Genomic DNA, 12,253 nt, shown 5'->3' with positions numbered 1-12,253 from the left:
TTGAGTAGGCTTGTTTAAACTTCAATTAGCACAAGAATAGCTGCATCCCCCCCCCATTCTTTGGGTGCTCTATGTAATGCTCTTACTCTTGGGTGCTGAACTAACCAACGTGGAATTTGGCGTTTTAAGGTGTAAGTCCCATAACCAGTCATAATGCTCGCACAATAAACATGCTCATCAATGCATGCCTGAATTAAACTGGCTAATTCCAATTTTGCTTGTTCTCGAGTTAACCCATGTAAATCTAAAAATAACTCTGGTGAAAAATCACCACGGCGTAATTGTTTGAGCAAATAACTATCTTCTCCTTTTCTTAAATACTTAACTGCATCTTCTTCATTTAATAGCGGTTCATATTCATCGGAAAAATAAAATAAGGTATCGGCTTGCTCACGAATTTCACGTTGCTCTGATTTTTTCTTTACGTTAATTTGTTTTGGCGGAACATAAGTATTCTGTTTAATTTTTTTAACCCCTTGAATACTTTCACGAAACAAATTTATATCTTCATCTTTTAACATTATTGCCTCTAAATACAGATATTTACTGATATGATAGCATATATAGCGTATAATGTTGCGGAATTAATCCTAGATAGAGATTTCTTTAACAGAGATTTTCTCTAATATTTAGCTATAGGTATTATTATGACCACATCTACCTTCAATCAAGAACTTATTGAGTTCATTCAAAACGACGACATCACTAATCAACTACATACTATTAAAGATTATTTCCGTTGGACTTATAGTAATTTTAATCGCTCAGATATTTACTACGGACATGGTCAGGACAATAGTTGGGATGAATCTGTCCAATTAGTTTTATCGGGTTTAGATCTCCCGTTAGATCTTCCTAATGAGTTATATGAAACTCGTCTTACCCTATCGGAAAAACAAGCTATTATTGGGTTAGTTATTGAACGTTTAGCAAAACGTTTACCCGTGGCTTATTTGACTAATTCATCTTGGTTCTGTGGATTAGAATTTTATGTAGATGAACGTGTGATTATTCCTCGTTCTCCTATTAGTGCATTAATTGAAGATCGTTTCCAAAGTTTATTAGGCAAAGAACCTAAACGTATTTTAGATATGTGTACAGGCAGTGGTTGTATTGCTATTGCTTGTGCCGAACAGTTTAAAGAGGCTGAAGTAGATGCGGTGGATCTTTCAACAGATGCTCTTAATGTTGCGGAAATTAATATTGAGCGGTATAACTTGTTAGATCGTGTATTCCCATTACAATCTGATTTATTTGATAATCTTCCTGCTGATAAATATGATCTAATTATTTCTAATCCACCTTATGTAGATCAAGAAGATCTTGATGATATGCCTGAAGAATTTCATCATGAACCTGAAATGGCACTAGGTTCTGGTTTTGATGGATTGGATATCACCAAACGTATTCTCGCTACCGCAGCAAATTATCTTAATGATAATGGTGTATTAGTTTGTGAAGTGGGTAATAGCATGATTCATTTGATAGAACAATATCCAAATGTTCCTTTTAATTGGCTAGAATTACGCAATGGCGGCTTAGGGGTTTTTGCTTTAACTAAAGCACAATTAGTTGAACATCAAGCTGAATTTTTAAAATAAAATTTGTGTTAGATAAAAAAGGGAAACATTTGTTTCCCTTTTATTTTAATTGATAAGAAAAATCACATGAAATTCATCATACAATGTTTTCACAGGTTATGATTTAATTAACCTTTAATGAATTTTTCACCAGATGCAATATCAGCATGTAAGGTTTCTAACATACCTTTTAATGCTTCTTCTTCGAAGGCACTTAATTTGCCTAAAGGTAAGAATTCTTCAACACCTTCTTTACCTAAACGCACTGGTTGTGCAAAGAAACGAGCATATTTCCCGTCACCTTCAACATAAGAACATTCAACCACTTTAGCACCATTTAAACCTTTCACTAATGATAAGCAGAAACGTGCTGCAGCTTGTGCCATTGAAAGTGTTGCAGATCCGCCACCTGCTTTAGCTTCAACAACTTCAGTACCCGCGTTTTGAATACGTTTTGTTAAAGTTTCAATTTCTTCAGCACTTGACCATTCTACATTTTGAACTTGAGATAATAATGGAAGAATAGTTACACCTGAGTGACCACCGATAACAGGAATAGTTACACGAGTTGGATCTAAGCCTTTTAATTCACCGATGAATGTTTCAGAACGAAGCGTATCTAATGTAGTAACACCAAATAATTTACGTTTGTCATAAACTCCCGCTTTTTTCAACACTTCAGCAGCAATAGCCACTGTTGCATTAACTGGGTTAGTAATAATAGCAACACAAGCTTTTGGACAAACCGCCGCAACTTTTTCAATTAAACTACGAATAATATTCGCATTCACATCAAATAAGTCAGCACGTGTCATACCTGGTTTACGAGCAACCCCAGCTGAAATTAAGACAATATCCGCACCTTTTAAGGCATCTGAAGGATCAGTACCTGCAAATCCTTCTACAGCAACCTCAGTTGGAATATGGCTAATATCTTTTGCCACCCCTGGAGTAACTGGTGCAACGTCATATAAGGATAACGCTGAACCTGCTGGTAATTGTAACTTTAATAATAGTGCTAATGCTTGGCCAATACCGCCTGCGGCACCTAGAACTGCTACTTTCATTTGGATCTCCTATTAATTTAAATAACTCTTAACGGTTAGGAGTATAAAATTAATGCTTATGAATTACAAATACAACAATTCAATTTTGAGATCTAGCACAAATTTTTTGTTTTTTTATTCTTTTTTGAAGCCTATTCATAAAACTTTTTATTGCAAATTTTTGCATTTTTATGCAAAATTTAGGCGATTTTACATGTAAGAGAAATGGATATGACAACAGGGAAAACAGATAATTTACTGGCAGTTTTTAAAGATTTATTGTCACAAGAACGTTTTGGCTCACAAAGCGAAATTGTTACTGCATTACAAGAGCTAGGTTTTACTAATATTAACCAGTCAAAAGTTTCTCGTATGTTAAGTAAATTTGGGGCGGTGCGTACACGTAATACTCGTATGGAAATGGTTTATTGTTTACCCAATGAATTAAGTGTACCTAACACAAGTAGCCCGCTAAAAAATTTAGTTATAGATATTGATCATAATGATTTTGTTATTGTGGTTAAAACTAGCCCTGGTGCAGCTCAACTTATTGCTCGTTTATTAGATTCAGTAGGAAAAGCGGAAGGAATATTGGGTACCATTGCTGGTGATGATACAATCTTCATTACACCGACCAAAGGGACTTCTATCAACACCCTGATTGGTAATATTCAACCATTATTTGAAAATTCTTTATAGATAATATGAACATTCTGATTACTGGCGCAACAGGATTAGTAGGAACTGCTCTGATTCCACAATTGCTTGCCCAGCATCATCATATTACTGCCCTAACCCGCTCTATAAAAAAAGCTAAACAAAAATGCTCATTTGCTATTGACTGGATTGAGCAATTAGAAGATTTTACTAATTTAGATCAATTTGATGTCGTGATTAATCTTGCAGGGGAACCTATTTTCAATCGCCCTTGGACTAATGCACAAAAAGTGCGGTTAAAAAATAGTAGAATTTTATTAACTCAACAATTATCAACGCTAATCAATCAAGGTAATCATCCACCTTTATTCATTTCAGGATCTGCTACAGGTTATTATGGCGATGGTCAGCAGAAAATTTTGACAGAAAATTCACCGCCAGATAATTCATTTACCTCAGAATTATGCCAAGCCTGGGAACAATCGGCTTTAAATGCAAACACTCGAGTTTGTATTATTCGTACAGGCATGATAATGGCAACTCAAGGCGGTGCATTAGCTAAAATGTTACCGATTTATCGATTAGGTTTGGGCGGAAAATTGGGTTCAGGACAACAATACTGGCCTTGGATTGCTTTAGAGGATATGGTGGATGGCATTAGCTTTTTACTCAATCATAAAACTGCTTCTGGGATTTTTAATTTCACCGCCCCTAATCCCGTGCATAATAGTGAATTTAATCAAATTTTGGCAAACACATTAAAACGTTTTTATTTCGCAATGGTTCCCGCCTTTCTATTAAAATTCCTGTTTGGCGAACGTGTGCAATTATTATTAGATAGTCAAAATGTGTATCCAACGCATCTATTAAAATTAGGCTATCAATTCAAATTTGAAACCCTAGCGGACTATTTTCAAAAAAAATTTCAAAAATAAAACCGCAGTTTTTTCACTGTCAAAACTGCGGTCAATTCTACAAAAATTTTTGTCTATAATTGATGATAAACTTTCAATGCATAAGCATCGGACATACCCGCAATATAATCGCAAATAATACGATGTTTACCGTCCTCAGGTGCATTTTGCCAACGTTTAACAGTATTGCGAGGCAGTAATCGTTCAGGATCAGAGGTGAACACTTGGAACATTTCTGTTAACATTCGTTGACCTTTATACTCAATACGTTGATTCTCTACATCTTTAATCACATATTTCAATACGAAATTTTTAAATATATTTAGCGCTGTTAAGGCATTTTCAGGTAATTCTGCATTATAACGAAGTAAAGGTTCATCAAAATTATCTGTTAATTTCCATCTTACATGAGTAATAAAATAGTTTACCAATGCACCAATAGCATTTTTACGTAAATAATGTTGATCAGAAAAAAGCTTTTCAGTAATTTGATCAATATTCTCTTTAAACCATCTGGAATCACAGCTTTTAAATTGCTCTACTGCCTCTTGCCACTGATGGCGATTCACTAAACCTACCACCACAGCATCTTCAAAATCATGCACTCCATAGGCAATATCATCGGCTAATTCCATAATACTGCAATCTAAAGATTTAAATTTGGTTTTTAAAGTTTCAGATGGGGATTGACGAGCTCGTTGGAACTGACTAAATAACTCACGATCCGAATTTGATAGCGGACTAAGTAACCAATCAAACATGGCTAAATCATCATAGAATAAGCCTTTACCTGGACGCCAATCATTTATTTTCACCAAACGTGCATCGTGACTGGTCGATAAATTAAGTTTGTGATATTCGGGAGAAGAAATATCCAATGATGTCGGATATTTTACTAAACCTAAAATTGTTCGGCGTGTTAAATTCATGCCTGCATCTAGACTATAAGGTTCAAGGCGAGTGACAATTCTAAAAGTTTGTGCATTGCCTTCAAAACCATGATGCTCTCTCATCATATAATTAAGTGCCACTTCCCCACCATGTCCAAAAGGAGGATGACCAATATCATGGGCAAAGCAAAGGCTTTCAATTAAATCTGTAGTCGGTAATAAATTTTTTAATGCTTGTTGTAATGAAGCTGAATCTTGCTTCAAATCACAAGCTAAATGCGACACACTATCAGCAAATCTCATTTGAGCCACCAGGCTACTACCAATTTGTGCGACTTCTAAAGAATGGGTCAAGCGGGTACGATAAAAATCATTTTCTCCCACTGCATGAATTTGGGTTTTTGCCTGTAAGCAACGGAACGCCGCACTATGTAAAATACGTCCTCTATCACGACAATAGGGCGGACGATGGTCGTTTTCTCTTGCAGGATCAGCTAAATAACGTTGTTGCCAAATATTATTAATTTCAAATTTTTCCATAGTAATCATGACATAAAAAGTGTAACTAATTTAAATACTAGCGGTGCCAGTAATGAACTAATAATCCCACATAATACTAAAGAAATTGAACTATAATTACCAGCTTTAGGATCTACTTCAAAGCAACTTACGGTACCTAAAGCATGGGATACAGAACCGACAGATAACCCGATTGCTTCCGAATGCTTCAATTTCAGTTTTTTCAGTACAACATAACCAAAAATAGATCCTTGTAGCCCTGCAACAATGACACCAACTGCTGCTACAGCAGGAAGCCCACCAATATTTGACGCAATAGCCATAGCAATAGGCGTTGTCACCGACTTTGGTAAAACAGAGGCAACAACTTCTAATGACCCACCTAAAAGAACCGCTAATAATGCACCAGTGAACATTGAAAACAGAGATGATGTAACTATAATTAATAAAATGGCTTTCCAACGTGCAGCAATTTGTGCTGCCTGTTGATATAAAGGCAAGGCTAGAGCCACAACACTCACTCCAAGTAAATTATTAATTGGTGCATTACCTTGCATATAACTATCATAAGGGATTTTTGTGAGAAGTAAAAATCCCACTAACAGGAGAACTGTCACAACAAACGTATTTAAAAAAACAGATTTAATGCGTTTAGTAAATTGCAAAGCACAACAAAAAGCAACAATGGTAAGTAATGAATAAAGATAAATCATTAGAGGACTCCTTTATTCACATTAACATGGCGCTTTTTAATCACTTTTTTACGCAATCGGGTAAAAGAATTTAGTGAGAATAAATAATCCGCAAGAAAGCCTATAACAATTAAACTTACACAAGTACTCACAATATTTGGCAGGAGCAATGAAGTCGCTTGTGAAATTAATAAATCAGAATATTTAATAATTCCCACACTCACAGGCACAAATAACACTGCCATATAACGAATTAATAATGAAGCGCCGAAAAATACCCATTCTAATTTTATCGCTTGTGTAGTTAACCCAAAAAAAAGCAATAATAAGCCTAAAATACTGCCTGGAATACCTAAAGGAATAACTTGAGCAATCCATTCTCCGATAAACAAAATAATATATAAAATAAGCAGAGAGCGTACTAGTAGAAAAAATTTTTGTGTCATAAAATCTTACAAATAAATCGAGTCAATTAATACAAAATCAAGAAATGAGTAATTAGTCTACTCCCATTTTCTTCGTTTTGTTATATTTTTTCAGTAAAATATACCTATATAAATCAATATAATCGTAAATAAATGAAAAACTACTTATCAATAATAGTCCTGACTTTAATTATTTTTCCTTGTTTTGCTCAAGCGACACAAATAATAAACTGTTATGTTATTAAAATCTCTGATGGCGACAGTTTCACTTGTTTAACTCATCATAAAAAAATGTTAAATATTCGCTTACAAGAAATAGATGCGCCTGAACGCTATCAAGCTTTTGGTCACCAAGCACGACAACAGCTTTCTCAATTAATTTTTAAGCATCATGTAAAATTATCGATTTCAGGATATGATAGATACCAACGCATTTTAGCCACGGTATTTAATCAAAAAGGTGAAAATATCAATCTTAAGATGGTGCAGTTAGGCATGGCTTGGGCTTATAATCAATATACTCACACAACCCAATATATTTCCGCACAAGCCAAAGCAAAACAACAAAGAATCGGTCTTTGGGTGGATCCTCATCGGATTTCCCCTAGTGAATTTCGTAAAAATCGCTTTAATCACAATAAATTAAAAAAACAGCTACGACAACAGAAGAATCGAGATTAATTATGTTTGATGTTCAAAAATTTCGCTCCCATTTCCCCTACTTTAATCATTCAGATGCAGTGGTATATTTAGATAATGCAGCGACCTCATTAAAACCACAGACTCTGATTGACGCTACTGTGGAATTTTATCAATCGGCAGGTTCAGTTCACCGTAGTCAATATGATGAAAAGCAAACAACACAATATGAACAAGCACGTACTCGAGTACGTCAATTGATTAATGCTGAAAGCGACAAGGCGATCATCTGGACATCAGGAACAACTCAAGCCATTAACACTGTCGCTAATGGCTTAATCCCATATATTCAAAAAGATGATGAAATCATTATTAGTGAAGCCGATCATCATGCGAATTTTGTAACCTGGTCGGAAATAGCTAAAAAGTGCGGTGCAAAATTGCATATTTTACCTATTTTAGATAACTGGTTAATTGATGAACGCTCGTTACTTTGCTGTTTAAACTCAAAAACAAAAGTCGTGGCATTAAACTTTGTTTCTAATGTAACAGGTACCGAGCAACCAATTCAGCATTTCATCAAACTAATTCGTCAACACAGTTCAGCATTAGTCAGTGTGGATGCAGCCCAAGCAATTAGCCATATGAAAATCGATATACAAAAATTAGATGCTGATTTTCTCTCTTTCTCTGCTCATAAACTTTATGGCCCTAATGGGATTGGTGTGTTAACAGGAAAACTAGCTGCATTAGAATTATTACAACCGCTTCTCTATGGCGGCAAAATGGTCGAGCAAGTATCTAATCAAGCGATTAGATTTTCAGAATTGCCCTATCGTTTAGAGGCAGGCACCCCAAATATTGCTGGAGTAATTGGTTTTAATGCGGTATTAGAATGGTTACAGCAATGGGATCTTGAACAAGCAGAACAACAAACTATCGCTCTCGCTGAACAGGTAAAAGTGCGGTTAAAAAATTATAAAAATTGTTTGCAATTTAGTTCACCACAACCGAGTTCTGTTATAAGCTTTGTGTTTACGGATATTGCCAGTTCCGATTTAGCAACATTATTGGCGGAACAAAATATTGCTTTACGAACAGGTGTACATTGTGCTCAACCCTATCTTGCTCGCTTAGCTCAAAACTCTACCTTACGTTTAAGTTTTGCGCCTTATAATTCACAGCAAGATGTTGATGCATTCTTTACCGCCTTAGATAACAGTTTGGAGCTATTAACTGAATAATGGAATTATTAGAACAACTTAAGAATGCCAAAGGTTGGGAACAACGTTACCGATTAATTATTCAAGCAGGTAAAAATATTTCTCAACCCACCGAACAAGAATTAGCAGAAATGCAGCAAATTGCTGGTTGTGAAGCGAAAGTTTGGTTTAAAATTTTTCAAAATTCTGACCGCACTTTTTATCTAAAAGCCTATAGTGAAGCTCGAATTATTAATGGGCTATTATGGCTTTTAATCCTTGCTGTCCATAATAAAACCTCAGAACAATTACAGCATTTTGATCTCACGGCTTATTACGATGAACTTGGCATTGCTCAACGCCTAAGTTCAACTCGCTTAAATGGTCTAAAACAAATTGAAACAGCGTTTCATCAGTTAGGAAAAATTTAATATAAATCGTATTTAGGGAGAATATTCTATTCTCCCTCGACTCATTACCATAAACGAATTAACGCAACACCAAGGAATAAAATAATTAATCCTAAAATCTGAATTCCATAAACAGGTTTTCTAGGAGCGCCTAATATGCCATATTGATCTACCAATAAACTGCCTGAAATCATTCCTAATAAGGCAAGAATAACCGTGGTTCCAGTTCCAACAATAGGCATTAAAACCACTCCCATAAACACAAAAGCAGCTCCTAATAAACCGCCTAGCCATAACCACCAAGGCATATGTTTTTGTATCGTTTCAAATATCCGATGAAATCTTCCCTCTTTCACTCCGACAAAAATCAACAACGCTAATGCGCCACCAATAAAAGACACCAATGCAGCTTGAAGAGGTGAATGCAATATTCGCCCTAATTGACCATTCACTGCTGTTTGCATTGCACCTAGCATCCCTGCAAAAACGCCAAGCAAACGCCATAACCATATCATATTGGGCTCAGACTTAGATTGAGGTTCTGGATAATAACGAGCTTTACTCATCGTCACCGCGAGAACAATCCCCATAAGAACTAAAATGAGTCCCACACATCGATTCCAACTAAAAGAAATTAAAGGAGCATTAAACCAACCGAAGCTATCAATCAGTATTCCCATAATAATTTGCCCGAATATGGGCATAATCACGGTTTGAACACCTCCTAGATGTGGAAAAAGTAAAATATTTGTAGTTAATGCAATTACTCCAAATAAACCACCCATCCATAACCACCATGGCGTATTTAAAAAGATATCAACATCAATAAAGAAAGGATTGCCCGTGAGAAAAGTAACAAGAATTAAAGAAAAGGTGCCAACCAAAAAAGAAACCATAGATGCAAAAAAAGGAGAACCTACATAACTACGCAATCTTGAATTAATGACAGTTTGAATGGATAACCCACAACCTGCAATAACACAAAGCAACATCAACAACATCAACACCTCCAATTTTAGGGTTTCCATTTTAGTACAAATAAAAATATATCGCTAATCACTTATTGGGATAAAATTCATTGAGTTAGTAAATATTTTAGTCATGAACTTTCCTTTTCTATTTTATTCTAAATAATAAATCACCATAAGGAGTTTATATGACTGATCTATTTTTAAATCGACGAAATTTCTTAACTGCCTCCAGTGTATTACTTTTATCAAGCGGACTCAGTTTTTCTCCATTAGCTTTAGCATTAAAACAAAAATTTAACCCTGCTAGTGATTTTTCTTTCATTTCAAATGCAGAACTTATCAATACGTTAGTACGTATTGGCCCTTCAGCTAATAATGTTGTGCAAGGCTTTGCCATTGATTCTTTAAATAAAACTATGTTCTCTCAACATGTGGGAGGAAAACCTGAAAAATCTTATGTATGTCGTTATCACTTATTAGATGGCAATATTCAAGCAGAAAGTTATATGTCTTTAGAAAATATTGGAGGTCATCAAGGAATTGGCGTTCAATATATCGAAAAAACAATGAAACTTTGGGCTTCAGCAGGTGCAGCTATTACTGATTATGGTGCTTGTGCTATTCGATTTCCTTATCAACCCAATAAAAGTATCGATGAATACGAGGTATTTAAACTGTTTGATACAGAAAACTTTAAGCCAACAGGTACGGTGACACCATGCATTAGTTCTGATAATAAATACTTAATTGTGGTAGGCCATCTAAAGCAAAATCATAATTCTGTGATCCGAGTCTTCGATTTATCTATTTTTAATCAAGGAGGGAATTACACTGAACAATATGTATATCAATGGGAAATTACCGCGTTATCCAAAGAAAAAAGCTTTCCAGTGCAAGGAGTCGCCTCAGATGGAAATATGGTCGTTATTCAATTAGGATTTACGGACCCTAATATTAATAAGGCAACCTTTGTGTATCAGCTAGACGGTCAATTATTATATTATACGCAGGATAATCAAGTGGGTAGAAAAGAAGCATTAACCACTGGACAAGGAAAACACTGGGAGCCTGAAGGTATGTGTTTTGCTCAAGATAGAAAAGGTCAATTACATCTCTACCAATGTATTGTTTGTGGTGATGCTGGGAAGAGAATTGTAAATATTTATCATTCCGTAGTACCAATTTAATTCCTAAAATTATTGTTTTCTTGCTTTGTAGAAAAGTGCGGTCTGTTTAGGGAAAATTTTTAATTAATAAATATATACTGAACTAAGTACATATATAACCCTGTTCCAGCAGCAATAGAAAGAAACATGTTCTTTTTCCAGAAATGCAATACTAATGTGACAAAACCTGCGATGAACTCAGGCAAACCATGAAATTCTGCAAAAATATCAATATTTTTATAGCAGTAAATAACCAGCATGCCAAACATAGCCGCAGGTAAAACTTTACCTAAATAACGAATATATTCAGGAATAGGGCGATTTGCGGGGAAGATAATAAAAGGTAAAAAACGAAAAAAATGGACACCTAAAATTCCCATTCCAATGGTAATAAGCTGTTCTGCTAATGTCATGATGAAAGTCTCTTCAACTTAGTTTCTAATTTAGGTCGGCGGAAAGTTAATATTAACCAAATACCAATTAGTGTTGGGATCAAAAATTGATCTTTACCAACCAATAATAAACTTATTAAGGCAATACCTAACCCCAATAATGAACTTTCATGGGAGGTTTCTTTCATCCAATTTTCCACAAAAATAACGATGAATAATGCGGTCATGGCAAATTCTACTCCCTTTAAATCAAAGGGCATTAAGCCACCTGTAATATTACCTAACCCCGCACCCAATACCCAGTAAACTTGCAAATAAAGGCTGACAAAAAACATATACCAACCTTTATCAATATGATTAGGAATTTTTGCCATATAATTAAGAGAAAAGGACTCATCCACTAATGAGGCGATCATATACCAACGCTTTTTACCAATATTTCCACCATATTTTTCAAGCATTGAAATACCATAAAATAATTGTCTCCCACTGACCATTAAACAAATCAGTAACACGCTTAAAGGAGAAAAAGGAGCAACCAAAGAAGCAGCAACAATAAACTCAACTGATCCTGCATAAATCAGTAATGCCATAAATACAGGAAACAACACACCAAAACCTAATTGCTTCATATACAAGCCGTAAGAGAAACCCAGGAATAGGAAACCTGTAATCATAGGCATGGAATAAGGTAAGGCAGCTTTAGCCGCCTCTTTAATGGAGGTCATGCTCGCTTCTGACATATAGGTG

At 35.2% G+C, this 12,253-nt stretch carries 15 protein-coding genes; 7 read left to right on the top strand and 8 right to left on the bottom strand.

Annotated features, from left to right (window positions below; all coding sequences use genetic code 11):
* Positions 1–14 precede the first annotated feature (14 nt).
* Complete coding sequence (gene smrB, locus BN1226_RS08835; RefSeq protein ID WP_044470889.1) at positions 15–521, bottom strand: endonuclease SmrB; 507 nt, start codon at positions 519–521, stop codon at positions 15–17.
* Between the two features lie 126 nt (positions 522–647).
* On the opposite strand from smrB, the gene prmB reads away from it, so the two are divergent.
* Positions 648–1,601 carry a 50S ribosomal protein L3 N(5)-glutamine methyltransferase gene (gene prmB / locus BN1226_RS08830; RefSeq protein ID WP_044470888.1) on the top strand — a complete coding sequence of 318 codons (954 nt, stop codon included), beginning with the start codon at positions 648–650 and terminating at the stop codon, positions 1,599–1,601.
* Positions 1,602–1,708: 107 nt separating this feature from the next.
* Here prmB and mdh read toward each other — a convergent pair whose 3' ends face one another.
* On the bottom strand, positions 1,709–2,647 hold the full coding sequence (gene mdh, locus BN1226_RS08825; protein WP_044470887.1) for a malate dehydrogenase: 939 nt from the start codon (positions 2,645–2,647) through the stop codon (positions 1,709–1,711).
* 210 nt (positions 2,648–2,857) lie between these two features.
* Here mdh and argR point away from each other — a divergent pair, with 210 nt between their 5' ends.
* Together argR and BN1226_RS08815 are read left to right on the top strand one after the other, a co-directional pair.
* The gene (gene argR, locus BN1226_RS08820) at positions 2,858–3,325 is read left to right on the top strand and encodes a transcriptional regulator ArgR (RefSeq protein WP_044470886.1); all 468 of its coding nucleotides are present in this window, start codon (positions 2,858–2,860) and stop codon (positions 3,323–3,325) included.
* Positions 3,326–3,330: 5 nt separating this feature from the next.
* Complete coding sequence (locus BN1226_RS08815) at positions 3,331–4,218, top strand: TIGR01777 family oxidoreductase (protein WP_044470885.1); 888 nt, start codon at positions 3,331–3,333, stop codon at positions 4,216–4,218.
* 53 nt (positions 4,219–4,271) lie between these two features.
* On the opposite strand, the gene BN1226_RS08810 is transcribed toward BN1226_RS08815, so the two are convergent.
* Genes BN1226_RS08810 through BN1226_RS08800 form a run of 3 tightly spaced genes read right to left on the bottom strand, consistent with a single transcriptional unit; the run spans position 4,272 to position 6,744 of the window.
* Positions 4,272–5,627 carry an anti-phage deoxyguanosine triphosphatase gene (locus BN1226_RS08810; RefSeq protein ID WP_044470884.1) on the bottom strand — a complete coding sequence of 452 codons (1,356 nt, stop codon included), beginning with the start codon at positions 5,625–5,627 and terminating at the stop codon, positions 4,272–4,274.
* A gap of 5 nt (positions 5,628–5,632) precedes the next feature.
* On the bottom strand, positions 5,633–6,319 hold the full coding sequence (locus BN1226_RS08805; protein WP_044470883.1) for a CidB/LrgB family autolysis modulator: 687 nt from the start codon (positions 6,317–6,319) through the stop codon (positions 5,633–5,635).
* The gene (locus tag BN1226_RS08800) at positions 6,319–6,744 is read right to left on the bottom strand and encodes a CidA/LrgA family protein (protein WP_044470882.1); all 426 of its coding nucleotides are present in this window, start codon (positions 6,742–6,744) and stop codon (positions 6,319–6,321) included. The genes BN1226_RS08805 and BN1226_RS08800 overlap by 1 nt, the downstream gene beginning before the upstream one ends.
* Before the next feature lie 132 nt (positions 6,745–6,876).
* Between BN1226_RS08800 and BN1226_RS08795 the strand changes: the two genes are divergently transcribed.
* Genes BN1226_RS08795 through BN1226_RS08785 form a run of 3 tightly spaced genes read left to right on the top strand, consistent with a single transcriptional unit; the run spans position 6,877 to position 8,995 of the window.
* Positions 6,877–7,404: a thermonuclease family protein gene (locus BN1226_RS08795; protein ID WP_044470881.1), complete on the top strand. Its 528-nt coding sequence runs from the start codon at positions 6,877–6,879 to the stop codon at positions 7,402–7,404.
* Positions 7,404–8,606, top strand: a complete 1,203-nt coding sequence (locus tag BN1226_RS08790; RefSeq protein WP_044470880.1) for a cysteine desulfurase — start codon at positions 7,404–7,406, stop codon at positions 8,604–8,606. Before BN1226_RS08795 ends, BN1226_RS08790 begins: the two co-directional genes overlap by 1 nt.
* Positions 8,606–8,995 (top strand): SufE family protein, encoded by a 390-nt coding sequence (locus tag BN1226_RS08785; protein ID WP_044470879.1) that lies wholly within the window; start codon positions 8,606–8,608, stop codon positions 8,993–8,995. The genes BN1226_RS08790 and BN1226_RS08785 overlap by 1 nt, the downstream gene beginning before the upstream one ends.
* Positions 8,996–9,039: 44 nt before the next feature.
* Here the strand turns inward: BN1226_RS08785 and BN1226_RS08780 are convergent, their stop codons facing one another.
* Positions 9,040–10,002 (bottom strand): DMT family transporter, encoded by a 963-nt coding sequence (locus BN1226_RS08780; RefSeq protein ID WP_052506696.1) that lies wholly within the window; start codon positions 10,000–10,002, stop codon positions 9,040–9,042.
* A 128-nt stretch (positions 10,003–10,130) separates the two neighbouring features.
* On the opposite strand from BN1226_RS08780, the gene BN1226_RS08775 reads away from it, so the two are divergent.
* On the top strand, positions 10,131–11,132 hold the full coding sequence (locus BN1226_RS08775) for a phage baseplate protein (RefSeq protein ID WP_044470877.1): 1,002 nt from the start codon (positions 10,131–10,133) through the stop codon (positions 11,130–11,132).
* A 59-nt stretch (positions 11,133–11,191) separates the two neighbouring features.
* Here BN1226_RS08775 and BN1226_RS08770 read toward each other — a convergent pair whose 3' ends face one another.
* Together BN1226_RS08770 and azlC are read right to left on the bottom strand one after the other, a co-directional pair.
* A complete protein-coding gene (locus BN1226_RS08770) occupies positions 11,192–11,524 on the bottom strand; it encodes a branched-chain amino acid transporter permease (protein WP_044470876.1) in 333 nt (110 codons plus the stop codon).
* Positions 11,521–12,246: an azaleucine resistance protein AzlC gene (azlC, locus tag BN1226_RS08765; RefSeq protein WP_044470875.1), complete on the bottom strand. Its 726-nt coding sequence runs from the start codon at positions 12,244–12,246 to the stop codon at positions 11,521–11,523. Before azlC ends, BN1226_RS08770 begins: the two co-directional genes overlap by 4 nt.
* Between the last annotated feature and the right edge of the window lie 7 nt (positions 12,247–12,253).

The organism is Mannheimia massilioguelmaensis (genome assembly GCF_000940515.1).
Taxonomy (GTDB): Bacteria; Pseudomonadota; Gammaproteobacteria; order Enterobacterales; family Pasteurellaceae; genus Basfia; species Basfia bettyae.
Note: the sequence above shows the minus strand (reverse complement) of the source record. Positions and strands in the feature narration are given on the sequence as shown.